General features: G+C 61.3%; 19 protein-coding genes and 1 tRNA gene. 16 read left to right on the top strand and 4 right to left on the bottom strand.

From position 1 onward, the window contains the following. Nucleotides 1–96: 96 nt before the first annotated feature. The 4 genes from ACLJEU_RS07050 to ACLJEU_RS07035 form a co-directional block, all read right to left on the bottom strand. The gene (locus ACLJEU_RS07050; RefSeq protein WP_414661898.1) at nt 97–2,343 is read right to left on the bottom strand and encodes a SulP family inorganic anion transporter; all 2,247 of its coding nucleotides are present in this window, start codon (nt 2,341–2,343) and stop codon (nt 97–99) included. A gap of 178 nt (nt 2,344–2,521) precedes the next feature. Continuing rightward, complete coding sequence (locus ACLJEU_RS07045) at nt 2,522–3,322, bottom strand: sugar transferase (RefSeq protein ID WP_414661897.1); 801 nt, start codon at nt 3,320–3,322, stop codon at nt 2,522–2,524. A gap of 101 nt (nt 3,323–3,423) precedes the next feature. Next, nucleotides 3,424–3,978, bottom strand: coding sequence for a gluconate 2-dehydrogenase subunit 3 family protein (locus tag ACLJEU_RS07040; protein ID WP_414661896.1), 555 nt, complete (start codon nt 3,976–3,978; stop codon nt 3,424–3,426). Next, nucleotides 3,975–5,690 (bottom strand): GMC oxidoreductase, encoded by a 1,716-nt coding sequence (locus ACLJEU_RS07035; RefSeq protein ID WP_414661895.1) that lies wholly within the window; start codon nt 5,688–5,690, stop codon nt 3,975–3,977. The genes ACLJEU_RS07040 and ACLJEU_RS07035 overlap by 4 nt, the downstream gene beginning before the upstream one ends. A 141-nt stretch (nt 5,691–5,831) precedes the next feature. Here ACLJEU_RS07035 and ACLJEU_RS07030 point away from each other — a divergent pair, with 141 nt between their 5' ends. The 16 genes from ACLJEU_RS07030 to ACLJEU_RS06955 all read left to right on the top strand — a co-directional run bounded on the left by ACLJEU_RS07030 (nt 5,832) and on the right by ACLJEU_RS06955 (nt 25,171). Continuing rightward, nucleotides 5,832–7,133 carry an O-acetylhomoserine aminocarboxypropyltransferase/cysteine synthase family protein gene (locus ACLJEU_RS07030; RefSeq protein WP_414661894.1) on the top strand — a complete coding sequence of 434 codons (1,302 nt, stop codon included), beginning with the start codon at nt 5,832–5,834 and terminating at the stop codon, nt 7,131–7,133. Between the two features lie 481 nt (nt 7,134–7,614). Next, nucleotides 7,615–8,043: a response regulator gene (locus tag ACLJEU_RS07025; RefSeq protein WP_414661893.1), complete on the top strand. Its 429-nt coding sequence runs from the start codon at nt 7,615–7,617 to the stop codon at nt 8,041–8,043. Nucleotides 8,044–8,069: 26 nt separating this feature from the next. Beyond that, the gene (locus ACLJEU_RS07020; protein ID WP_414661892.1) at nt 8,070–8,555 is read left to right on the top strand and encodes a Fur family transcriptional regulator; all 486 of its coding nucleotides are present in this window, start codon (nt 8,070–8,072) and stop codon (nt 8,553–8,555) included. Between the two features lie 686 nt (nt 8,556–9,241). Then, nucleotides 9,242–9,775, top strand: a complete 534-nt coding sequence (gene nusG / locus ACLJEU_RS07015; RefSeq protein WP_457795354.1) for a transcription termination/antitermination protein NusG — start codon at nt 9,242–9,244, stop codon at nt 9,773–9,775. 60 nt (nt 9,776–9,835) lie between these two features. Further along, nucleotides 9,836–10,606: a sugar transferase gene (locus ACLJEU_RS07010; protein ID WP_457795353.1), complete on the top strand. Its 771-nt coding sequence runs from the start codon at nt 9,836–9,838 to the stop codon at nt 10,604–10,606. A 28-nt stretch (nt 10,607–10,634) separates the two neighbouring features. After that, the gene (locus ACLJEU_RS07005; protein WP_414661890.1) at nt 10,635–11,774 is read left to right on the top strand and encodes a Gfo/Idh/MocA family protein; all 1,140 of its coding nucleotides are present in this window, start codon (nt 10,635–10,637) and stop codon (nt 11,772–11,774) included. Between the two features lie 111 nt (nt 11,775–11,885). Further along, a complete protein-coding gene (locus ACLJEU_RS07000; RefSeq protein ID WP_414661889.1) occupies nt 11,886–12,941 on the top strand; it encodes a lipid II:glycine glycyltransferase FemX in 1,056 nt (351 codons plus the stop codon). 82 nt (nt 12,942–13,023) lie between these two features. Continuing rightward, nucleotides 13,024–15,270 carry a GumC family protein gene (locus ACLJEU_RS06995; protein ID WP_414661888.1) on the top strand — a complete coding sequence of 749 codons (2,247 nt, stop codon included), beginning with the start codon at nt 13,024–13,026 and terminating at the stop codon, nt 15,268–15,270. An 86-nt stretch (nt 15,271–15,356) separates the two neighbouring features. Next, nucleotides 15,357–17,540, top strand: coding sequence for a glycosyltransferase (locus tag ACLJEU_RS06990; RefSeq protein WP_414661887.1), 2,184 nt, complete (start codon nt 15,357–15,359; stop codon nt 17,538–17,540). Between the two features lie 22 nt (nt 17,541–17,562). Continuing rightward, nucleotides 17,563–18,762 (top strand): AGE family epimerase/isomerase, encoded by a 1,200-nt coding sequence (locus tag ACLJEU_RS06985; protein WP_414661886.1) that lies wholly within the window; start codon nt 17,563–17,565, stop codon nt 18,760–18,762. Then, complete coding sequence (locus ACLJEU_RS06980; RefSeq protein WP_414661885.1) at nt 18,759–19,697, top strand: glycosyltransferase family 2 protein; 939 nt, start codon at nt 18,759–18,761, stop codon at nt 19,695–19,697. Before ACLJEU_RS06985 ends, ACLJEU_RS06980 begins: the two co-directional genes overlap by 4 nt. 6 nt (nt 19,698–19,703) lie before the next feature. Continuing rightward, entirely contained in the window at nt 19,704–20,633 is a 930-nt protein-coding gene (locus tag ACLJEU_RS06975; protein WP_414661884.1) for a glycosyltransferase, read from the top strand. A gap of 21 nt (nt 20,634–20,654) precedes the next feature. Then, nucleotides 20,655–21,671 carry a hypothetical protein gene (locus tag ACLJEU_RS06970; protein WP_457795352.1) on the top strand — a complete coding sequence of 339 codons (1,017 nt, stop codon included), beginning with the start codon at nt 20,655–20,657 and terminating at the stop codon, nt 21,669–21,671. Nucleotides 21,672–21,687: 16 nt separating this feature from the next. After that, nucleotides 21,688–21,762: transfer RNA gene (locus tag ACLJEU_RS06965), tRNA-Thr, on the top strand. Nucleotides 21,763–21,840: 78 nt separating this feature from the next. Then, nucleotides 21,841–23,655: an asparagine synthase-related protein gene (locus tag ACLJEU_RS06960; protein ID WP_414661882.1), complete on the top strand. Its 1,815-nt coding sequence runs from the start codon at nt 21,841–21,843 to the stop codon at nt 23,653–23,655. Nucleotides 23,656–23,731: 76 nt separating this feature from the next. Next, nucleotides 23,732–25,171, top strand: coding sequence for an MBOAT family O-acyltransferase (locus ACLJEU_RS06955; protein WP_414661881.1), 1,440 nt, complete (start codon nt 23,732–23,734; stop codon nt 25,169–25,171). Nucleotides 25,172–25,474 lie beyond the last annotated feature (303 nt).

Below are 25,474 nucleotides of genomic sequence, written 5' to 3'. Positions count from 1 at the left end.
GACCGGAAGGGGATGCGGGCATGACGGAAGGTGGAGCTGAAGCCGGTGCCGTGGCAAGCCGCGCCACCGCCGCCGGCAAGAACATGCAGACGTGGCTCACAACAGCTCCCGGATCTCGTCGTTGGCCGAGCGCAGGCGTTGGGCGAGCGTGGCGATGACGTGGCGCTGGATGGCGCGGGCGAGTGCCGGATGCGCGGCATCGATCGCAGCCAGGCGTTCACGCGTGAGGCAAAGCACCACCGCATCCTTCTCCGCCACGATGTCCGCGCTCCGCGGTTCGCCGGAGAAGAAACCCATCTCACCGACAATCGATCCCGGACCAAACGTGCGCAGTCGCTTCGAGTCGTCGGCGCCGGCGCCCAGACGCATCAGCACCTGCACCCGACCGCTCTCCACGAAATACACTTCATTGCTCGGATCGCCCTGACGCACCACCAAGCCTCCCGCCGGCACGCTGCGATGTTCGCCAAATTCCAGCAGCAGCCGGCTGCCGACCTTGGTCAGGGCGGTGTCGAGGACGTCCGTCAACGTGCGCGGCGTGTCGGTCTGACCAAGGATGAACTCCTCGCACCACTCGAGGCCGCGGTCGAGATCGGCGAAGCGCCGCACGTGGGCCGCGCCGAGTTCGAAGCCGCCGCGCGTCAGCAGCGACGCCAGGCGGGAATTCAGGCCGGTCAGCACGATCCGCACCCCGGCCTCGCGACAGACGACCTGCAACCGTCGGAACATCACGATCGACGAGCCGTCGGCGCCCTGCACGAGCCGGAAATCCAGCAGGACGATCGCGGTGTTGGAGAGCCCGCGCCGGATCTCCTCGAGCAAACGCGTCGCGGTGCCGAAGAACAACACGCCCTGCAGCGAGTAGCCGCGCATGGCCGCGCCATGCGTGCGCAGCAGTTCCAGCTGCTCGGGCCCGCGCTCGACATTCGCGCGGCGGTTCTCGGCGGTGAAAGCATGGCGCACGTTGGGGCTGCGGCTGAGCGTCACGGCCAGGGTCACGCACGCGATGAAGATTCCGGCCACGACGCCGGCCACGATCCCGAGGACGATCACGATGCCGAGAATCGCGAGCACCACGAGGTAATCCATCCGGGTCAGCGTCCGGCGCGACTCCACGACCCACGTGATCATGAGGTTCACGCCGAGAAACAGAATCAGACCGGTGAGCACGGGCCGCGGCAGCAGGCTGACCGCACCCGGCACCGCGACCATGACGACGACGATGAGGCCCGCCGCCATGCGCGCCGCCCAGGGCGAGGTCGCTCCCGCGCGCAGGTTGAGCATGGAGCGGTTGAACGAATTGCTCGCGACCATGCCGCCGAAAATCCCGGCCAGCACATTGCTCATGCCGATCGCGCGCAGCTCCCGGTCCGCGTCGGCATCGCGACCGCTGGCCAGCTCGATGCTCGTGGTGTTGAGCAGCGTGGCGACGATCACGACGATCGTCATCGCGGCAAAATCCTTCGCGTGAAACAGAATCAGATCCCAACGCACGTCTCCGAACGGCAGGCTGCCCACGCTCTCCCACCCGCCCAGTTGCAGTCTCGGCAGCAGCAGGCCGGCGGTTTGCGCGGCGGCGAGATCGATGCCAAGCAGTGCCCGGATGCCGTGGAAGGCGATCACGGCCACGACGATCACTCCGGGAATAACCGCGTAGTGCCGGAGTGTCCGGGACAGGATCACCAGGGCGATCGCCACCCCGAGCGCGGTGAGGCCGGCGAACGGACTCACCGTCAACACGGCGGGCAGCGTCTCCAGGCTCAGGCTGCGTCCCGTCAGGCTGCGAAATGATCCCGCCAGCAGGAGATATCCCGTGCCCGCGAGAAAACCACCGATGACCGGATGCGGCAGATAACGCACGTAGCGTCCGCCGCCGCGTTCACCCAGCAGGCGCACGACGAGGCCGCAGCCGATCGCCGAGACGAACACGTACATCAGAATCGTCGGGAGCAGTTCCGGCGACTTTGGTCCGCCCGCCTCGATGATTTCAGCGGCGATCGCCGTCAGCGTGACGGCCAGCACCGCCGACGGATTTGAGTCGGGACCGCCCACGCTGAACGGAAACGAACTGCGCCATGAGAAGGCGACCAGCACGGTGACACTCGAAATCAGCGCCGAGAGAATGCCGTATCCGACAAAGGGTGACAGCGCCCCGTCGAAGACCAGCTGCCCGAAGCTGCCGGCGTACGCGAGCGTGACGATGGCGCACAACCCGGCCGCCACGATGTTGGGACCGAAGGCTGCCCGCGGCGGTTTGCGGCTCCGCGTGGCGCTAGCACGCGACCCGGCGCGGTCCGGAGACAACGCAGGCAGCGGCAGAGGCGAGGCGGGCGGGGAGGGCATCAAGCAGAAGGAGGAACAGCAGATGAGAAGCGCAAAACCGGAGGGGACGCGCAAGGCTGCGGCGAACTTTCTCCCTGCTCAAGCAGGAGCCCTGCCGGTTCCCTCCCCGGGAGCGCAGGCCTCCCGCCTGTCCCCCAACGGCGGTGGACGGTACAACGCAATCCCACCCGCCGGCCGTTCAACGCACCAACGCCGTCACGACCGGCGCCTCGAGTCCGCGCGCGTCAGCCAGCAACGTCTCCACGGGTTTTGACTGAGCCGCTGCGGCCGCAGCCGCCGCCTTTGCCTTTCTCACGTCGGAGAGCTGCGTGCACAGCGCCGGAATCGTGCGCAAAATGATGCGGAGATCCAACCCGGGCGAGAGCGTCTGCGCATAGCGAATATCCAGGCGGATCATCTCATCGAACGTCGTGCGGTTCTTCCCCGAAACCTGCCAGAGACCGGTCAGTCCGGGCACCGCCGCGAAGCGCTCCCGCTGCGTCGCCGAGTATTGGCTGTATTCATACGGAATGCACGGCCGCGGCCCGACGATGCTCATCTCGCCGCGCAGCACGTTCAGGAGTTGCGGCAGTTCATCGAGGCCGGTCGCCCGCAGCAGCCAGCCGCCCGGAATCAAACGCGCGTCGCCCTTGCCGTCGAGTTTCTGCATCGGCCCGTTGGACTGGACGAGGGCGTTGAAATGGGCTTCGTGCGTCGTGACATCCGCCCGCACGTGCATCGTGCGAAACTTGTACAATTTGAAACGCCGGCCGCGAAACCCCACGCGTTCCTGTCGGAAGAAGATTGGTCCCGGTGACGCGATGCCGGTCATGACCGCGGCGGCCAGAGTGCAAAGCACAAAAAACGGGAGCGCCGCCAGGCAGCACATGAGATCGAGGATGCGTTTCCAGACCGGAAGAGACGATTCGTTCGCCGACGCGGGCACTGCGCCCGGGGGCGGGCCGACCTTGAAGGAAGACGGGGCGGAAAACATCTTCATAGTGCGGTGCTTGACCGCCCGCAGTGTAACAGGAAATCGCCCCGTTCCCCATGGGCCGACCGGATACTAGCCGTTCGGCCCATGGTCGGCCGCGCGGCGTTTCAGGGCTGCAACCAGCTGCGGTCGGACGGGGCCAGTGGCACGGATCCACGAAAGCCCCCGGGCACGGGATCGTAGCGCAACGCCAGGGTCGCTCCCGGCTCCGAGGTGAAATATCCGAGCAGCGTCAGTTCCTTGACGTGCCGAAATGGATTCAACGCGCGCCCCTTGGTCTCCGCCGCCGCCCGCTTTTCGTAGGCGATCAACACCGCCTCGCGCTCGCTCTGGCTCAGCGCCGCGAATGGCCGCGCAAAACGGCCGCGACTCTCGGCCTCGACTTCACGCCCGCAAGTACGCACCGCCACCACTGTCTCCGGACTGAAGCAGTCCTCGGTCATCACAAGGATGAAGCGTCCGATACCGATTGAGCCGGCGCCCGGTGAATCGGCTGTCGAGGGCAGAATGGTGTCGCCCACCAGCGTGAGCAGCGCTTCGTCGGCCGCGGACGCGCTCGCGGGCGCAGCCAGCGCCGCCCACGTGCGGGCCGGGAGTCCCGCCCACAACGCGACGGCGGCGGTTGCGATTCCCCCCTGACGAATGGCTTCACGGCGATTCATAGTTGGCCGCGTTTGAGTTCCGCCACGGCGTGGCTGGCCGCCCGCGCCGTGAGCGCCATGAACGTGAGCGACGGATTCTGTGTACCCGTGGAGGTCATACACGCTCCGTCGGTCACGATGACGTTGGGGCACGCGTGCAGCTGATTCCAGCGATTGAGCAGGGACGTCCGGGGATCCGTGCCCATGCGCACGCCCCCCATCTCGTGAATGTCCAAACCCGGCGACTGCTTGCTGTCATGTTTGGTGATGCCCGTGGCGCCGGCGGCGGTCAGCATCGCCTCCCCTTCCTGCAGGAAGTCGCGCATGAGCTTCACGTCATTGTCAGTGTACCCGATCGACGTCACGAGCTGCGGCACGCCCCACGAGTCGGTTTGATCGGTGGCGAGGCGGACATGATTCTCATGCTGCGGCACGGTCTCGCCCTGCATCATCATCGAAATGCCCCACGGGCCCGGACGCGTCACCCTCGCCTTGAAGGCCGCGCCCACGCCGAGCTGGCCGTTGCCCTGCGTCCAGCCGCTCCGCGACGCCCCGAAGAACACCATGTAGCCGCGCTGAAAATCCATCTCCTGTTTCCGCACATTGCGAAAATTCGGCATCATCAGCTGCGTCGGTCGGCGGCCCGAATAGTAGGAATTTTCGAAGCCGGGAAACGAAGCCGAGAGACTGCCGCGATAATTGTGAAACGCGACAAACCGCCCGAGCAGCCCGTGGTCGTTGCCCAGGCCGGCGGGGAAACGGGCCGACTTCGAATTGAGCAGGATGAGGTTCGTGTTGAGGCAGGCCGCGTTCACGAAAATCACGCGGGCGAAGAACTCGGTCACCTGTTTCGTCACCGCATCGACCACGCGCACGCCCCGGGCGCGGCCGGTCGCGGCATCGTGAAGAATCGACTCCACCACGGAGTGCGGGCGAAGGGTGAGGCGGCCGGTGCGTGCGGCCCAGGGCAGCGTCGATGAGTTCGACGAGAAGTATCCACCAAACGGACACCCGCGGTAGCACAGGTTGCGCGCCTGGCACTTGCCGCGGCCCTGCTCGAGGTGTTGCGCCTGCGGCTCGGTGAGGTGGGCGCAGCGTCCCTGGACGACGTGACGCCCAGCAAACGCGCCGGTGATCTTCGCCCCGACGTGTTTCTCGACGTCGTTCATTTCCCAGGCGGGCAGGAACTCGCCGTCGGGCAGCGTTTCGAGGCCGTCGCGATTCCCGCTGATACCCACGAAACGCTCCACATGCGAGTACCACGGTGCCAGATCGTCGTAGGTGATCGGCCAGGCGCCGAAACCATCGCGCGCCGGCCCCTCGAAATCGAATCGGCTCCAGCGTTGGGTCTGCCGCGCCCAGATGAGCGATTTGCCCCCGACCTGATACCCGCGAATCCAGTCGAAGGGCTTCTCCTGAATGTAGGGGTGCTCGCGATCCTTGGCGAAGAAATGCTCCGTCGTCTCGTTGAAGGCGTAGCAGCGGCTCGTCACCGGATTCTGCCGGATCTGCGCCTGCGTTTTCTTGCCGCGGTGCGGGACGTCCCACGGGTTCAGCAACGCGGTCGGATAATCCTGCCGATGCTGCACATCGCGCCCGCGCTCGAGCACGAGTGTGCGCAGGCCCTGGTCGCACAATTCCTTCGCTGCCCAGCCGCCGCTGATACCCGAGCCGATGACAATCGCATCGTAGGTGTGCTCGCGGGCGCCGGGGGTGGTTGGATAGCTGGCCATCGAGCCGCTAGGGAAACGCGCGCGTCGGCGAACTCAAGTCCGGGTTGCCGGTCGGGTGCGTTCGTTCCGCTGCGGGATTGACGCCGCCGATTCCCTGTTTTGCGTCAGAGGTTCACGTCCGTCCCAACCCAACTCCCCCGCATGACGACCAAGCCCGGATTCGGAACCAAAGCCCTTCACGCCGGACAGACGCCGGACCCGACCACCGGGTCGCGCGCCGTGCCGCTGTATCAGACGACCAGTTACGTCTTCCGCGACACCGAGCACGCCGCCAACCTTTTTGCGCTGAAGGAACTCGGCAACATCTACACGCGGATCATGAATCCGACGACGGATGTCTTCGAGCAGCGCATCGCGGCGCTGGAAGGCGGCAGCGGCGCGCTGGCGCACGCGTCGGGTCAGGCGGCGATCACCGACGCCATTCTCAACATCGCGGGCGCGGGCGATCATCTCGTCTCCGTGGCCCAGCTTTACGGTGGCACGTACAACCTGTTTCACCACACGCTGCCGAAGCTGGGCATCGAGGTTTCTTTCGTGGACGCCGGCGATCCCGACAGTTTTCGCCGCGCCCTGCGGCCCAACACGAAGGCGTTTTACGGTGAGGGCCTCGGCAACCCGGCGCTCAACATTTTCCCGTTCGAGGAAGTCGCCGTGATTGCCCGCGAGGCGGGCGTGCCGCTGATCATCGACAACACCTGCCTGACGCCGTACCTCAACCGGCCCTTCGAGTGGGGCGCAAACGTCGTCGTGCATTCAACGACCAAATACATCGGCGGCCACGGCACCTCGATCGGCGGCATCGTGGTGGACGGCGGAAATTTCAACTGGGGCAACGGCCGGTTCCCCGGCTTCACGACGCCCGACGCCAGCTACCACGGCTTGGTGCACTGGGACGCGTTCAAGAGCTTTGCCCCGGCCGGCGGCGCGAACATCGCGTACATCCTCAAAATGCGACTCCAGTTGCTGCGCGACATCGGCGCCTGCATTTCGCCGTTCAATGCCTGGACCGGCCTGCAGGGCCTCGAGACCCTCCACCTGCGGATGGAGCGCACCTGCGCCAACGCCCTCAAGACGGCGGAGTTCCTCTCCTCCCATCCCAAGGTCGTGTGGGTCAATTATCCCGGCCTGAAGACGAGCCCGAATCACATTGCCGCGAAAAAATATCTCAGCGGTGGCTTCGGTGGCCTCATCGGTTTCGGGGTGAAAGGCGGCTATGACGCGGGACGAAAACTGATCGAGAGTCTCAAGCTCTTCTCCCATCTGGCCAACATCGGCGACGCCAAGTCGCTCGCAATCCATCCCGCCAGCACCACGCACAGTCAGTTGACGGCCGACGAGCAGAAGGCCTCCGGGGTGTCCGCCGACTACGTTCGCCTGTCGATCGGCATCGAAGATTTCGCCGATCTGCAGACCGACCTCGAGAACGCCCTCGCCCGCGTCTAATCAGCCCGCACCCCGCGCACCAGTGAAACGTCAATGGGCGCGGAGCCCATTGGCGACGGGCTGCGCCGTGGCCGAGCGGGACTCTGCTTCGCCCAAGCTGTATCCCACCGGGAACCGCATCGGGGATTCGCCCCATGCGGTGTCGGAATTACTTACAACAGAGTGCTGTTTTTTATATCACTCTAATTGAAGTCTTTAAGATTTTATTTGGCCGACGATTCCAGGTCTTCGTCAGTGATTTGTTACAAAGCGGTGCCGGACGGAAGCAAAAATCAAAACAGGCAAACCAACGTAACACTATTATATTAAGTGGGTTGATATATATAAACCTATCTTGGCCCGCTCTAGGCTTTGCAGGCATTCTCCTCATGAGTCCCGCCCACCCCCTATTCTCAGAGCACCGGGCCGCAGGCATCGGCTGCCAGATCGAAGCGGGAATCGTGGGGAGCGCTGCCTGTGGTGCGGAAGAGGGACGCCGATCATGAAGCGCCTTTCCATCCTCATTGCGGACGACTCACCGGACGTGTGTTCGCTTTTGGCAATTTGGCTCAACGACCATCATGTCGTTTCGGTCCACTCCGGCTCGGAAGCACTGTCTGCTCTCGCACTCCTGTACTTCGATTTGGTGATCACGGACGTCAACATGCCCGACGTGTCGGGTCTGGAGGTGATTCGCCGTCTGAAGAAATTCCAGCCATCCGTGCAGGTGCTGGCGATTTCAGGTGGCAGCCGGCTGCTGACCAGCAGTGCGTGTGTTGCCGCCGCCACCGACGCGGGCGCCGACGCGGCCCTGATGAAACCGTTCGATGAGGCCCAGCTGCGTGAGGCCATCCAGCGCTGCCTGGCTCAAGAGGCGACCGCCGCTGAAGGCAGATCATCCCGGAGCGTGGCTCCGGTGGCGCATGCCTGAGGAAGAAATCCCAACGCTCCTTTCAAATGATTGCCACGCCCACTCCCCCGTCCGTCCAGTCCGATGCGTCCAGCGCAGGTCCCCTTGATCGCGAATTGCTGGTCGCACGATTGAAGTCGTCGGGCCTGCGGGTGACAACGCCCCGCATCGCCTTGCTCGACGCCCTGGCGCGGACGAATCAGCCGACGACGATCGAGCAGCTCTTCGCCAAAGCGGGAACGGCCACCTGCGACCTCGTGACGATCTATCGGTCGATGGCCGCCTTTGAAAAGGCCGGCGTCGTTTATCGCAGCGGCTTCTCCGAGCGCGGTGCCGTGCTCTACAGCGCGGACGTGGGCGGAAGCCGCCGCTATCCGTTGTTGCGCCGGGGATCGCCCGTGATCGAGGAACTCGACAGTGAATCTTCGGCCGAACTCCAGGCCGCCATCGACAAGATCAAGGCCCGGCTCCAGGCGCGTGGTTACCACGGCTTGCAGCACATCGTGGAATTCTTCGCGGTGCCGTCGACGTAACGGCCGGCCTGGGCGGAACTGCCCCGCATCCGTTCACCCCGGCGAGCCAGAGGCCTGCGTCCTGATTTGCCTCCTGTGCGCGACGTGCATTCACGCCGCGCGTACCTCCCTTCGTGGTTCCTGCTTCCACGCGATCCGCGCGTCGGGCGGAACCTATCCGCCTTCGGCGCAGGAGCGCAGCGCCACGCGCGGTTGGGGCGAAATCCTATGTCCCAAAGACGTCCCGCGCTGCCCTGAAATAGGTCTGTTCGGGCACTGCATTACATATATCTACCCGTGCCACGCATAAAGGTTGCAGGGCGGCGCACGTAGGCTCATTCCCTCATACGCAGCGAAAGTCGCTCTCATAGTCGCAAGTCCCTTCGTTCGCACACCAACTCCCGTTGAGAAGCTGAAAACAAATGCAGAATCCTGAGTGACCATCTCCCCAGACGAGTCCGGCGGCAAAACGCCATGCCACTTCTGCCGTACTCTTCCCGAGAAATGCGTTCCGCCAGTGGGGTAAACCCACCTGATGTTTGGCTTTTACGCTTATGTTTCAACGCAATGTGACGCTCAAGGTGACAGCTCCAACCGCTTTCCACGCTGGTCGGTCAAGGTACAACTCACTCAGTTAACTCCCTTCTCGGTCCGATCACCCGCACCGCAATGGCGGCAGCTTGTTTCAACCACATCAGCCCTCCCTTTTGGTCTCGCTCCCCCTGAATCTGGAATCGCCCGTGCACTGGTACTGTCTTCACACCAAACCTTTGAAGGAAGCGCACGTTGCTGGTTTCTGCAGCGAGCAGCTCGGGTTGGAGACTTACTTTCCGCGCCTACGCCAGAATCGAACCATTCGCCGGCAGCGGCGCTCGGTGGTCGGCCCGCTGTTTCCGCGTTATCTTTTCTGCAAGTTTGACCCTCAAGTCTACTACCGGGCCGTGCGCTATGCACCCGAGATGCTCAGCGTGGTTTCGGTCGGCAGCGCCCCCGCCATCGTTGAGGATTCATTAATCGAGAACCTGAAGGGCTGGGCGGCAGAGACGGGCGACATCGTGACGCTCAGACCTTCACTTCGAACCGGTGATCAGGTCGAAGTCATCTCCGGTCCCATGCAGGGCGTGGCCGGTACGATTCTTGAACACTGCGATGAACGCAATCGGGTCACGTTGCTCCTTTCCTTTCTCCAGTGTGGTGCCCAGCTGAGCGTGGATCGCACTGAAATCCGGCTGATCGCCTGACGCCCGCCGCCCTGTAACGCTGTGGTGGAACCTGCCTGAAATTTTCGGACCTTGGCCAACTTGAGCGTCAACTCCCCTCCGACCCGGTGCGCCGCGATCGTGCCGGCTCCGCTTCCCGCCTGGAAGCGGGCGATTGACCTCGCATTTTGCTGCGCCGCTCTGCCGTTCCTTGCCCTCGGCACCTTCATCGTCGCCGTGTTGATGTCCATCGCATCGCCCGGTCCGATCTTCTTCAAACAGGAGCGCGTCGGTTATTTGGGCCGCAGATTCCGGCTTTATAAATTTAGGACGATGCACGTTGGGGCCGATACTGCAGGTCACCAAGCCCACTTTGCGACTTTGATGCGTTCCAACGTCCCCATGCAGAAGCTCGACGCCAAGGGGGACTCCCGTCTCATCCCCGGAGGCTGGATCATCCGGGCCTGCGGCTTGGACGAGTTGCCCCAAGTAATCAATGTGCTGAAGGGGGAAATGAGCATCGTGGGCCCGCGTCCCTGCATTCCCTACGAGTACGACAACTACACCGCGACCCAGCGCACGCGGTTTCACGCCGCCCCGGGCTTGACCGGACTGTGGCAGGTCTCCGGCAAGAATCGGACGACGTTCGAGCGCATGATCCAGCTGGATATCCAGTACGCCACGGAAAAGCGGCTGGGGCTTGATGTGAAGATCCTCTTCAAGACCATACCTGCGATCCTCACCCAGGTGTTGGACATGTGCCGGCACCGCCGAGCGGTGGCACCCGGACAGGAACCGGTGGCGGTCACACCGACGGCCAGCGAACTCAATTTGAAGAAGGACGCAGCCGTGTCGGCCGCGCGCATCTCCTGAAACCCACCGGCAGCAAACTCTCATCGATATGAAAAAGCCCATCACAGTGGCAATCGTCGGCTTCGGATATTGGGGACCCAACCTAGTGCGAAACTTTCGCTCCCTCCCCGAATGCCGGTTGAAGACCGTGTGCGACCTGAGCGAAAAACGGCTCAAGCACATGCATTCCCTCTACCCGGACGTCGCGGGCGAGACTGATTTTTCCAAGCTGGTGAACGACCCGGAGGTCGACGCCGTGGTCATCGCCACCTCGGCGCGCCTCCATTACCCGATGGCGAAAAGCTGCCTCGAGGCCGGCAAGCATGTGCTGATCGAGAAGCCTATGGCCTGCGCCACCAGCGAGTGCGAAGAGCTCATCCAGATCGCCAAGCAGCGCGGTCTCGTGGTCATGGTCGGCCACACGTTCCTCTACTCGGCCGCCGTCCGTAAGATCAAGGAGATCGTCGACAATCACGACCTCGGCGACCTGCGCTATATCGCCGCCCGACGCCTGAATCTCGGACTCTTCCAGAAGGACATCAACGTCGCCTGGGATCTGGCGCCACATGATATCTCGATCATCCTGCACATCATGCAGGAGCTGCCGCAAAGCGTGAACTGCCGCGGTGGCGCGAGCCTGACGCCGGGCATCCAGGACATGACGTCGATGAGCCTCCACTTCACCAAGGAGCGCTCGGCGATCATTCACAGCAGCTGGCACGATCCGCGCAAGGTGCGCGAGATGACGATCGTCGGCAGCAAGCGCATGATTGTCTATGATGACATCGCGCCCCTCGAGAAGATCAAGGTGTACGACGTGCGCGTGGAGCGTCCGCCACACTATAACAGTTTCGCCGAGTTCCAATATGCCTATCACTACGGCGACACCTACTCGCCGTATATCAAGCACGACGAACCGCTGCACAACGAGTGCCAGCACTTCGCCGATTGCATCGCGAACGGCACCGTGCCGCTGACTTCGGGCGCCAGTGGCCTGGAGGTGGTTCGCATCCTCGAGGCGTCGTCCAAGTCCCTCGCCAATCAGGGCGCGCCCGTCGCGCTCTGGAGCGGCAGCAGCGCGCCCTTCCCGGTGCCGCGCAACACCAGCCAGCCGTCCGCCACCGCCTCCCACGGCAAAAACGGCACGCCCGCCGCGGGCGGCAAGGGCGCGGCCACGACCGCAGCGTAACTTTTCGCGCGCACCCGGCTTCCGCTTTTGTTTTCGGCGACGTTTCACCCGGGTGAGCCTGGTGCCCTTTCGTCGGCTGCCATCCGGGCCACGAGGGAAAGTCTCGAACGTATGACGCCGCAGCCGGGTAATTCGCCGGATCTGATCAATCCACTCCATGATTCCGACTGGGACTCACGGATCGCTCGTTTCCCCGGCGCATCGATCTTTCACACCCAAGCCTGGGCGCGGGTTCTGGTCGATTCCTACGGCTACAGTCCGTATTACCTGCGCGGTTCCGGCAACGACGCCGCCGCAGGCATCCTGCCCATGATGGAGGTGAACAGCTGGTTGACCGGGCGGCGGGGCATCTCCCTCCCGTTCACCGACGAATGCCCGGCGCTACATTCTGCGCCGGATTCGTTTCGAACCCTGTTTGATTCGGCGCTGTCGTTTGCCCGTAGCCGGCGCTGGAAATACTACGAATTGCGCGGGACCGCCCCGCAGGACTGCGATTTCCCTCCGTCAGTTTCCTATTTTGGCCATCAGCTGGCGTTGACGACCGATACGAAGGCTCTGTTCGCCACGCTTGATAGTGCGGTCCGCCGGGCCGTGCGCAAAGCCGAGCAGGAGAACGTCAGCATCGAATTTTCAGAGGAACTGTCCGGCATGCGGCAGTTCTACGCGTTGTTGTGCAAGACGCGCACCCGCCACGGCCTGCCGCCGCAGCCGTTTCGCTTTTTCGAACAGATTCATCGCCACATCATCGCCGCCGGCCGCGGCCGCATCGTGCTGGCCCGCAGCGGCGACACCACGATTGCCGGAGCAGTCTTCTTTCATTTTGGCCGCAGCGTCCTCTACAAATTCGGTGCCTCGGACGAACGCTTCCAGCAGCTCCGCGGGAACAATCTCGTGATGTGGCGGGCCATCGAGCGGTATGCCACTGACGGCTTTGCCTCCCTGGACTTCGGTCGCACCTCCCTTGTCAACGAGGGCCTGCGCCGCTTCAAGCTCTCGTGGGGCACCCAGGAACGCCCGGTGACCTACCTTCGCCACGACCGTGAGAAAAACACCTTCGTCAGCTCCGCCGACCAAGCGTCGGGCGGCTGGCACAACCGGTTCTTCCGCGCCCTTCCCGGCGGACTTTCCCGCCTGATTGGCGCGGCGGCGTACAAGCACCTCGCCTGAGCCACCGGTCTCCTTTTCAAAACCGTCCGACGATCCTTACCGAGCAAGCCCATTCACTGCAGACCGAACCAGAATTCCTATTATGAACCCGCAAGCCACTCCTCCGCAGAATCACGGACTCGAACTGGGCGACATCTATTACGTCCTGTTCCGCCACAAGTGGAAGATCCTGCTCTGCACGCTCGCCGGCCTGCTGGGTGCACTCGCACTCTTTCGCAACGAGTCACCGCCTTACCAGTCGGAAGCCAAGCTCCTCGTGCGCTACGTCGTTTCTGAGAGCAAGCCCACGCCTGGCCAGCAGTCGGGTGTAAACACCAAGACGCCAGATGAAAAAGGCGCGGCCATCATGAACACGGAACAGGAGATCCTGAGCAGTGGCGATTTGGCAAAGGAAGTCGCCGACTCAGTTGGGCCCGAAAAAATCCTTGCCAAGCTTGGAGGAGGCAAGGAAGCAGTCGAAGCCGCCAATGCTATACGAGGCGGACTAATTGTCTACATCGCACCAGGAAGCAGTGTAATCAGCCTTACGGTTCGTCACCCGGACCCTGATTTGGTGCGCCCGATCTTACAAGAGGTGATCGAGCGCTACCTAAAGCTTCATCTCGAAACGCATCGTGCAGCTGGAATGTTGGGTGATGCGCTTCAACAAGAAGCCGATACTCTCCGCTCTCGATTAAACCAAACTGAGGAAGACCTTCGCAAGGAACTCAGCAAAGCCGGCATCACTTCTCTCGACAATGCCAAGGAAGAAATTGCCGGTCGGCTGGTGGCCACCCGACGTGAGATTGCAAACTATGAAGCAGAGCTCGCTGGCAGGATCGCCGTATACGAGGATATTCGCAGGCGCCGTCCGGCGGTGGGCAGCGCCCCAACTAGCAACAACAAGTCCGCGTCCCCCGAGGTCGAATCAGAATTGCCGTATGAAGCAATTGAGGAGTTCAGATCCAATTCTGCCCAGCTTGCCCGCCTTCAGGCAATTGAGCAGGAATTATTGCTTCAGTTCACTCCTGAGACTCTCCGAGTGAAAGAGGTACGAGCTAAACGAAGTGAAGCCGAGGCCAATCTAAAGAAATTGCGCGAGAAATATCCCACACTTACCAAAGTGAGGACGATGGAGTCGAATGTTACAGCTGGCCCGGACGCGGAGCTCGCCGAAGCCTCTTCAACCTGGCTGCAGATAATGTCTCTTCAGGCCAAAATAAAGACGCTAAACCTCCAGTCGGATAAACTCAAAGCGGACGCTGCTCGCTTAGATCTTTCGGAAGGGCAGATCCTCGAATTACGTCGTCGCAAGGAGATCGAAGAGGCGAATTACAAGTTCTATGCTTCCAACTTGGAGCAAAACCGGATTAGTCAAACTCTGGGGAGCGGAAAAGTCTCGAACATCACCACTATCCAAAAGCCCTCGCCTGCGTTTCGCGCGCAGATGAGCCTGAAGAAGGTCGGATTGAGCGCCGTCGCTGGTATTGGGGTCGGTTTGCTGTGGGCCTTCCTCATCGAAATCTTTCTCGACCGAACCGTGCGCCGCCCCATCGACCTCCAGCGCATGCTCCGGATCCCACTCTTCCTCTCCATTCCTCGACTCAAGGGCAGCGAAATAAAGAAGTCGCTGGCAGCTTCCAACGCGCTGGCATTGACTGCGGGTGACGCCAAAAGCGGGGATTCAGATCCTGACTCGGCCGACCCGGAAGCTTTCAAAGGCAGCCCGCTTCATCTTTTTCACGAAACGCTCCGAGACCGCCTGATTGGGTTTTTCGAGAGCAAGAACCTGACCCACAAGCCCAAGCTAGTAGCGGTTACGGGTCTGAGCAGCGGCTCTGGAGTGACGACCACGGCCGCCGGTCTGGCGCGCAGTCTCTCGGAAACCGGCGAAGGCAATGTCCTGCTCGTCGATATGACGATTGGCCACGGTTCTGCCCAGCAATTCGTGAAAGGACGCCCCACTGTGGGCCTCGACGAACTCCTTGAGGCTCGCAGCCAGGCGCACGTTCACGAGAACCTCTATGTGGTCGCCGAGACCAGCAATAGCGAACGCCTGTCGCGCAATCTACCGCAGCGCTTTTCCAAGCTGGTGCCGAAGTTGAAGGCCAGCGACTTCGACTACATCATTTTCGACATGCCGACAGTAAACCAGCTCAGCATCACTCCCCGCCTGGCCAGTTTCATGGACATGGTGCTGCTCGTCGTTGAATCCGAAAAATCCGACCGAGAGGTGGTTCAGGGCGCCTGTGGGCTGCTGGCCGAGTCCAAAGCCCAAGTGGGCATCGTGCTCAATAAGACCCGGGCCTATGTCCCCGCGGCCCTCCAGCAGCAACTGATGGCTGGATAACGCTCGCTTCGGACGGGGCGCATTCGCCTCCAACCTTCCCAGCTTTGAGATCGCGCGCCGATGCCCCTCCCGCCAGCTTGCCGTAGATGCTGAGACCTCACCAACGTCTCTACTATGCGCTCAAGCCCTACATTCCCTGGAAGCTGCGCATGTCTCTTCGCCGGATCGCCGCCCGCAAGGCGCGCCGCGTCGCCGCGGTAGACTGGCCGATTCACGAGGCCGCCGGCCGGACCCCGGATGGCTGGCCGGGCTGGCCGGGCGGAAAGCGTTTCGCCGTGGTACTGACCCACGACGTGGAGGGAAAGAGCGGCTTGGCGAAATCTCGGGCTCTTTCCGACTTGGAAGCCAAGTTGGGCTTTCGCTCGTCCTTCAATTTCATTCCCGAAGGCGATTACCGGGTGACTCCGGAGCTGCGGGCTCACCTCGTCAAAAGCGGCTTCGAGGTGGGCGTTCACGACCTCAAGCACGATGGCAAGCTGTTCGCCTCCCGCGACCGCTTCAATGAGAACGCCCGCCGCATCAATCACTACCTCCGCGAGTGGGGCGCATCCGGCTACCGTTCCGGCTTCATGCTGCGGAACCTGGATTGGATTCACGACCTCGAGGTCCAGTACGATTCCTCCACCTTCGATACAGATCCTTTTGAGGTCCAACCCGAGGGCGCCGGCACCATTTTCCCGTACTGGATTCCGCGCCCGGGCGGGACCGCTCCGGCCGCGGCCCGCGGCGTCAACGGCCACCGCGCCGAGAACGCCGGCTACGTTGAACTGCCTTATACCCTGCCCCAAGATTCGACGCTTTTCCTGGTCCTGCGGGAAACGTCACCCGAAATCTGGCTGCGCAAGCTGGACTGGATCGCCGCCCGTGGCGGCATGGTCCTGATCAACGTTCATCCTGACTACCTGCAGCTCGACGGCGACATGCCCTCCGCAAAAACCTATCCCGCCGGATTCTATTCGGCCTTGCTCGAGTATATTCGCAGCAAGTACGCCGGACAATATTGGCAGGCTCTGCCCAAGGACGTCGCCACGTTCACCCACGGGCTGGACCGGCGGCCCACCCCCCGCCGCCCGCGCCGGATCTGCATGGTGACGCACTCGTTTTACGAGAGCGACAACCGGGTGACGCGCTACGCCGAGGCCTTGGCCGAGCGCGGCGATCGCGTCGATGTCCTGGCGCTGCGTCGCTCCCCCGACCTCCCCCAGCAACAGACGATCGAGGGGGTAAACGTCATCCGGCTCCAGGATCGATTCGGCAAGAACGAGCGCTCCATGTTCTCCTACATGTGGCCGCTGTTCCGTTTTCTCTGGCTCTCCTCGTGGTGGATCACCCGCAGCAACTACCGCCAGCACTACGATCTCGTGCATATCCACAATATGCCGGACTTCCTCGTGTTCGCCGGCTGGTATCCGCGTCTGACCGGAGCCCAGATCGTCCTCGATATCCACGACATCGTCCCCGAGTTCTACGCGAGCAAGTTCAGCGGCGGGAAGGCGAACATGGCGACGTCGATCCTCAAGTTCGTCGAGCGCTGCTCGGCCCGCTTCGCTCATCACGTCATCGTCTCCAATCATCTCTGGCTGGAGAAATTCCAGGCCCGCACCGAAAGCGAGGGCAAGTGCTCCGTCTTCATCAACAACGTCGACAGCAAGGTCTTCAAACCCCAGCCGCGCACGCGCAATGACGGCCGGTTGATCGTCATCTTCCCCGGCGGACTCCAGTGGCACCAGGGCCTCGACATCGCCCTGCGCGCCTTCAAGCAGGTCAGCGCCGCGCTGCCGCAGGCGGAATTCCACATCTACGGCGACGGCAACATGAAGCCGTCCCTGATCGCGCTGACCGCCGAGCTAGGCCTCAACGACAAGGTGAAATTCTTCGAGCCGGTGGGCGTGCGGCAGGTCTCCCGCATCATGGCGGACGCCGATCTGGGCGTCGTGCCGAAACGCGCGGACTCATTCGGCAACGAGGCCTACAGCACGAAAATCATGGAGTTCATGTCCTGCGGCATCCCCGCGGTGATTTCGAAGACCAAGATTGACCAGTACTATTTCAACGACTCCGTGGTTCGCTTCTTCGAGTCGGGTAACGTGGACGCCCTCGCCACCGCCATGCTCGAGGTGCTGCGCGATCCCGCCCTGCGACAGCAGATGATCACCAACGCCGCGGCCTATGCGGATCTGCACAGCTGGAAGCAGCGCAAGGGCGACTACCTCGCCATCGTCGACGGCCTGATCGCCCAGTCGACCGGCAGCAAGGACAAGGTCGTCTGAACGCGTTTGGGGCACTCATCGCATGAAGGAAAAAATCAATGACAGTCTCCAGCGGGTCCAACGCTGGGTCGAGGAGCGGGGCTACAAGGGTTACGATCCCGGCGACGGCCTGACGTCGTACCTGCGGCCGCTCGCCTTCGGAAATCTCTTTGCGGAGCGCATCCTCCAACAAGCCATCTGGAAGTCGCCGATCAATCTTCGTCCGCTGCTGGGCGTGGTGCCGCTCGATTCGACCAAGGGCCGCGGCTTCATGGCCTGGGGCTACGCCATCCTGCACGGCGTCACCGGTGACGACTCCCTCCGCGAAAAAGCCCGGCAGTGCCTGACCTGGCTGGATCAGCACCGCGAACCCGGCTACGCGGGCCATTGCTGGGGCAATCATTTCGACTTCTCCACCCGCAGCGGCTGCATGAAAGCCCACACGCCGACCATCGTCTGGTCGGGCTTGATCGGGCAGGCCTTTCTCGAGGCTTACGAGCAATGGCACGATCCGGCGCACCTCGACGTCGCCGACGGCATCTGCCGTTGGATCCTCACCCTCCCGAGGGAAAAGACCTCGAGCGGCACCTGCCTGAGTTACACGGGCGTTTTCCAGAACTCCGTCCATAACTCCAACCTGCTCGGCGCCGGCCTGCTCGCCCGCACCGCCCGCCACCGCGCCAACTCAGAGTACGTCGCGGTCGCCCGCGAAGCCGTCCGCTATACGTGCACGCGGCAACTGAACGACGGCGCGTGGTGGTACGGCGAGGAACCCAAATATCACTGGGTCGATAATTTTCACACCGCCTACAATCTCGACAGCCTGCGTCGCTATTGCGACTACACGGGCGACGACTCCTTCCATCCGCAGCTCGATCTGGGCTATAAGTATTTCAAGGAGATCTTCTTCGAGCCGTCGGGTCGTCCGCGCTACTACCACAATCGCACCTTCCCGGTGGACATCCAGTGCGCGGCGCAGGCGATCGACACGTTTTGCTATTTCTCCGATCGCGATCCGGCCGCGCTGGACCTGGCGAAGAAAATCGCCGACTGGACCCTCACGCATCTTCAGGCTCCGGCGGGTAACTTCTACTACCGGCAATATCCGTTGCTGACGGCGCGCACGCCCTACTTCCACTGGGGCCAGTCCACGATGTACAAGGCGCTGGCACATCTGGCGTCGAAGCTCGCGCCCTCGAAAGTGAATCCCGGCCGGCTGGCCGCAACCGCTCCCGCCTCGTGAATCCGTCCCGGCTCATCTACGTCCTGATCACGCCTGCCCGCAACGAGGAGGCGTATCTCGAGAACACCATCAAGTCGGTGGTGGCCCAGACTGTCCGCCCGCTGCGCTGGGTGATCGCGAGTGATGGTTCGACGGATGGCACCGACGCCATCATCCAACGCTACGCCAAGGAGCATCCGTGGATCGAATACCTGCGCATGCCGGATCGCCGCGACCGGCAGTTTGCCGCCAAGGCGACCTGTTTCACCGCCGCCTATGCCCGCCTGCATGGTCTGACGTTTGACCTCGTCGGCAATCTCGACGCCGACATCACCTTCGGTCCCGACTACTACGAATTCCTCCTGGCCCGTTTCGCGGAGCGCCCGCAGCTGGGGGTGGCCGGCACGCCGTTTGTGGAGGACGCCACGCAGCCCAACAATCACAGCTACGCGCACGCCAACGCCAACCTGACCCACGTGTCTGGCGCGTGTCAGATCTTTCGCCGCCAGTGCTTCGCTGATGTAGGCGGATACGTGCCGATTAAAGGCGGCGCGATTGACTGGATCGCGGTCACCACGGCGCGCATGCGCGGCTGGGAAACGCGGACCTTTCTCGAACGCATCTGCTTTCACCACCGGCAAATCGGCACGGGCAATCACAGTCCGCTCGTCTCCAAATTTCACTACGGCCGGAAGGCCTACTACGTCGGCGGCCACCCGGCGTGGGAGACGTTACGTGGCTTTTTCCAAATGCGTGACAGCCCGCTGATCATCGGCGGCATCTATCACATAGCCGGCTACTGGTGGTCCTGCGTGACCCGCATGCACCGGCCTGTTTCCGCGGAACTGATCGCGTTCCATCGGGGAGAACAGATGGCACGTTTGAAGGGAGCCTTAGGCCAGCGAAACCCGTCGGCCAAGTCCGCTTCACCCTTTGGCATCGGTCGTCGCTCCTGAACACCGATGCATACTGATGCCTCAGATTTGCCCGTTTCTCGCCCGCGCCGGCACGTCAGCGTCTGCGTCTGCACATATAAGCGGCCCGGTCTTCTCGAACGTTTGCTGGAATCTCTAGAAAAACAGCAGACGGGAGACACGGTGACTTTCTCAGTTGTCATCGCCGACAACGACGAGGAACGCTCGGCCGAGCCCAGCGCCCGCAGGTGGGCAGCGAAGGGCCTTTTTCCGGTGGTTTACGCGTGGGAGCCAATCAAGAACATCGCCTTGGTTCGCAACAAGGCGCTCGCAAACGCCACGGGCGAATTCGTCGCGTTTGTCGACGATGACGAATTCGTGGTGCCTCACTGGCTGGAGAACCTTCTCGCCACCTTGGATAAGACCGACGCGGCGGGCGTACTTGCCCCAGTTCGGCCGCATTTCGACTCGGCTCCACCATCTTGGCTCATCAAGGGAAGATTCTGTGAACGAACGGAGTATCCAACGGGCACACCGCAGACCTGGGTGAACTGCCGAACTGGAAATGTCCTCTTTCGTCGTTCGATTCTCGATGGCACGGAGGAGGCGTTCCGCCGACAATTTGGCATCGGTGGAGAGGATCAGGATTTTTTCAGACGGATGATAGAGAAAGGCCATGTCTTCGTCTGGTGCAACGAAGCACCTGCCTATGAAAGCGTGCCTCCGTCACGTTGGACCCGGTCTTTTCTACTGAGCCGCGCCCTGCTTCGCGGTCGAATCAGTATGCGACGACCCGAAGGTCGAGCGAAGTTGATCGCAACGTCGTTCGTGGCGATGCCACTTTATACCTTGGCGATTGTCGGATCATTCTTTGTCGGACACCATTTGGTCATGCGTAATCTCGTTCGGTTTTGCGACCACTTGGGCCGCATTCTGACGCTTCTCCGGATCAATCCCGTTCGAGAACGCCCCATGTAATTCGCCGCAATCTGTCCAACTGTGTCTCAAGCTCTCACCTCCCCACCTGCCGCCCGAGCGTCCTGTACCGCCGATATTGCGGTTCCCACGAGCGACGACTCAGAGCGATTCAAAGTCCTTGGACGTCAGATTGTCGTCTCAGGGAAGTGGCTAAGGGTCGCTCGAATCTTTGATGAGATCTGGCTGGCTTTCCCTCCGATTGAGAATCCCGCTGGCTTCGTCCAGGCAGTCCGAGACACGGGTGTGCGCGCCGACATCTTCACCTTCGCCCAGCACATCCCCGACGTTCAGCCACGGTTCAACACGGAGTTCGTCGATTGGGACAATGTTGCCGCCGCCCCCTCGTCCAATTTCAACCAATGGTGGGAATCGCTTCCCCAAGAGTCTCGTAAAAACACGCGTCGGGCGCAGAAGAAGGGTATCACCGTCCGCCTCGCGACTTTCGACGACGAGTTGATTGCGGGCATCAAACAAATTTACGATGAGACTCCTCTGCGCCAAGGTCGTAAGTTCTGGCATTACGGCAAGGACCATGCGACCATCAAACGCGAGAACTCCAGCTACGTCGACCGCAGCGAGTTTATCGGCGCCTATTTCGAAGGCCGCCTCATCGGTTTCATCAAAATGGTGTATGTCGGCAACACCTCGAGGATCATGCAGATCCTTTCGATGAACCGACACTTCGACAAGAATCCGGCGAACGCTCTCATCACTGCGGCAATGGAGGCCTGCGCCAAGCGGTCGGTCGACTACTTCATTTACGGCCAATACGTCTACGGAACGAAGGCTAACAGCTCGATCACCGAGTTCAAACGGCGGAATGGGTTCGTCCAAATTTTGCTTCCCCGTTATCACGTCCCGTTGACTCCATTGGGCCGCGTGGCACTGGCCACGGGACTCCACCGCGGCCTGGCCGGCTCAATTCCCGAGCCGGTTTATAACTTTCTCCTCGACACTCGCAGTGCCATCTACGACAGACTGCTCCCTCGCTCTAAAAGCGAGCAAACCGCTAAAGGCGGTGTCGGAAGTTCCGAATAGTAGGGAAGCCATTTTTGCCGGTGTAGCTCAACGTTAGAGCGGTTGACTCGTTTTCAGCAGATGGAGTGTTCAATTCCTCCCGCCGGCTCCATTCCTTGTCGCAGTTTTACATAGCGCCGACGCGTTGGCAGACGTTTCAACGCCCAACCGTCGCCCTTCCTCTTCCCACATGTCCGGTTTAACGGGAATCATTGGTCCGCTCGCAATGCGGCCGGAATCCGCGACGCTGGTGTCGTCGATGCTGCGCGTGCTCAAGCACGGCCCCGCCGCCGCTGCGACCGATGGCACGATCGATATCCCGCAGCTCGCCACGCAGGCCGCTTGGCTGAACCAGGGCTACGAGCCCGGCTGTGTGGCGTGGAACGGCCCGCGCGACGTCGGTCTGATTCTCAGCGGAGAAATCTACAGCATCGAGGGCGAGAACACGGGCGCAGGACTGCCGAGCGTAAGCACTGTCCTGCAGGCCTACGAAAAGTACGGCGCGGCCTTTGTTTCACGCCTCAATGGTCGTTTCTCCGGCTTGCTGATCGATGCGCGGAAGGGCATCGTCACCCTCTTCAATGATCGCTACGGGCTGAATCGCGTTTATCTGCACACCCGGCCGGACGCGTGCTACTTCTCCTCCGAAGCCAAGTCGCTGCTCGCCGTACTGCCCAACGTGCGGGTCATCGATCAGCAGGGCTTGGCGGAATTTTTCCGTGTCGGCTGCGTCCTGCAAAATCGATCACTTTTCAAGGACATCACGTTGCTGCCGCCGGCGTCGTGGTGGACCGTTGCCCGCGACGGAACCGTGCAGCGACAGCAGTATTTCTCCGCGAGCACGTGGGAGAACCAGTGCGCGCTCTCCTCTCAGGACTATACAGACCAACTGATCGCTACCTTCAGCCGTATCCTCCCGCGTTATTTTGGCGGCGACGCCCCGGTCGGGATATCGCTGACCGGCGGTTTGGACAGCCGGATGATCCTCGCCTGGGCCCGGGCCAAGGCCGGCACGTTGCCCTGTTATACCTTTGGCGGTCCGTACCGGGACTGCGCTGACGTGCAGCTGGCGCGGCGATTGGCCCGGCTGGCTCAACAGCCCCACACCACCCTCCCCATCGCAGACGACTTCTTCAGCCGTTTCGCCGAACTCGCCCGACAGACCGTGTACGCCACCGACGGCACCATGGACGTCTCTGGTGCGATCGAACTCTACGCCAATCAAAAGGCGCGGGCGATCGCACCCATTCGCGTGACCGGTAACTATGGCTCGGAGATCCTGCGAGCCAATGTCGCGTTCCGGCCCGGCAAAATCGATGGCTCCCTCTTTTCGCCGGAATTCCTAAGCCTGCTGGACGGCGTCGCCGACACGTATCGGAACGAAGCCGCGGGTTCCCGGTTGTCGTTCATCGCCTTCAAACAGGTGCCCTGGCACCACTATGGCCGCTTCTCCGCCGAACGATCCCAACTGACGCCCCGCTCCCCCTTCCTCGACAACGCCGTCGTGCAGCTCGCCTACCAGGCGCCGCGGGAACTGGAAGGAAACGCCCAGCCCATTCTGAAGCTCATCGCCACCGGCAATCCCCTGCTCGACACCATCGGATCGGATCGCGCGCTGCGTCATCGGCGCATTCCAGTACTCAGCGCGCTGCAGCACCGATGGCAGGAGTTCACAGCCAAAGCCGAGTATGCGTACGATTATGGCATGCCCTCACGGTTCGCTCCCATCGATCATCGCTTAAGTTCACTCGGGATCGAGAAACTGTTCCTTGGTCGCCACAAATTCTATCACTTTCGCATTTGGTATAAGCGTGAACTATCACATCACATTACCGAAATACTTCGTCACTCTGATCAACTGCAGCCCTATCGCGAAGGAGTGGTGCAACGCATCCTTTCCAGCCACCTTGACGGAACTGCCAACAACACCTCCGCACTTCATAGGTGCCTAACCATCCAACTCCTATCGAACACGCTTCTAGCCGCGCCGTCGGACATCCATTGAGGCTGCTCCGCTGCCCTCGATTTAGGCCGTTTATTCCCTACCTCGGACTACCCGTGGCCGTAGAATCGTACGCCGCATGCTGTTCAATTCTATAGAATTTGCGCTTTTTTTTCCGATCGTCTGCGGCCTGTATTTCACGGTACTGAGCAAGCACCAAATCGGACTATTACTTCTTTCCAGCTGCGTCTTTTACATGGCCTTTGTGCCATCGTATATACTCATACTGGGAACAACCATCGCAATCGACTATGCTGCAGGAATCTACCTGGAACGCACAACCGGGCGTACGCGAACCCTGATTCTAATTGGCAGCATTGTCGCCACGTGCCTGATTCTCTTCCTTTTCAAATACTACTTCTTTTTCGTTTCAGCCTTTACCGGACTAGCATCTCTTATCGGGTGGCACCCGGAGTTTCCGAGGCTAAGCATCATTTTACCGATCGGCCTCTCTTTTCACACCTTTCAAAGCCTAAGCTATGTGGTGGAGGTTTACCGCAGCCGCCAAAAGGCGGAGCATAACTTTGCCACCTATGCTACGTTTGTAATGTTCTTTCCCCAGCTGGTAGCAGGCCCGATCGAGCGTCCTCAAAATCTTCTCCACCAGTTTGGCGAAACTTACGGTTTCGACTATTCGCGCGTTGTCAGCGGGCTGAAACGCATGGCTTGGGGGTTTTTCAAGAAACTCGTTATAGCGGACCGTCTGGCCCTCTACGTCAACGACGTCTACGCATCGCCCAGCTCTTTTAATGGACTCCAACTAACCATCGCGACCGTCTTTTTCGCCTACCAGATATACTGCGATTTTTCGGGGTACTCCGACATTGCGATCGGCTCCGCTCGGGTGCTCGGATACAAGCTGATGGAGAATTTTGACAGTCCCTATGCATCTCGCTCCATTAGCGAGTTCTGGAGACGCTGGCACATCTCACTGTCAACTTGGTTCAAAGACTATATTTATGTGCCACTCGGGGGCAGCAGGGGAACTCGACTCTCCCTCGTCCGAAATCTCCTGATAACCTTTGGGATCAGCGGACTCTGGCACGGAGCTTCCTGGAACTACGTTATATGGGGTCTTCAAAACGGAATGTACCTTGTTTTCGGAGCGCTGAGAGGAAAAGCCCGTCCCAACTCTCCAGCCGAAGGCGGCGCTGCGCAAGCCCACTGGATGCGCACTGCGGTACAGATTGGCACGACATTCACCTTAATCTGCCTAGCCTGGGTTCCGTTTCGTGCCAACACCCTGAGCGAAGCCGGATACATACTCACCCACCTGGCAAGCGATTGGGATTTCACCGCCGTGAAGACCCAAAATTTTCATCTTAAGCAGTTCGCCCCCGCCGTCTGTGGAGTTGTGTTACTTGAAATTCTACAACTCTTAAATCGCCAGGGCAGACTGCGGCCGTCGCTTCGCTCTTTGGCTCCGCCGCTTCAATGGATGGTCTACATCGGCTTCATCCTGACCATAATTCTGTTCGGGGTGTACAGCTCCCACTCGTTCATCTATTTTCAGTTTTAGAAGCTCGCCCCCTACCCACTGTCGCCCTCTTGCAACCCGAGACTAAGTACATGTCTCCCTCCCCCAGCAATCCCCTCCACGGCGTCGCCCGCCTTTGTCTTTTCGTTCTGCTTGTAGGAGTCGTGTGCCTTGCAGTTCATAGCATCGCACTAGCCGGCCTACGCTCCATCTCAACATCCAAGTTTGGGTCACTGAATCGCACCGTAAGCGGCGCAGTCGGTGCCGATATAGTCATAGTTGGTTCCTCGCGGGCTCTCGTCCATTACAACCCTCAGACGATTTCAGGTGCTACGGGACGCAAAA

Source organism: Terrisphaera buseokensis (genome assembly GCF_047521145.2).
Lineage (GTDB): Bacteria > Verrucomicrobiota > Verrucomicrobiia > Opitutales > Opitutaceae > ER46.
Note: the sequence above shows the minus strand (reverse complement) of the source record. Positions and strands in the feature narration are given on the sequence as shown.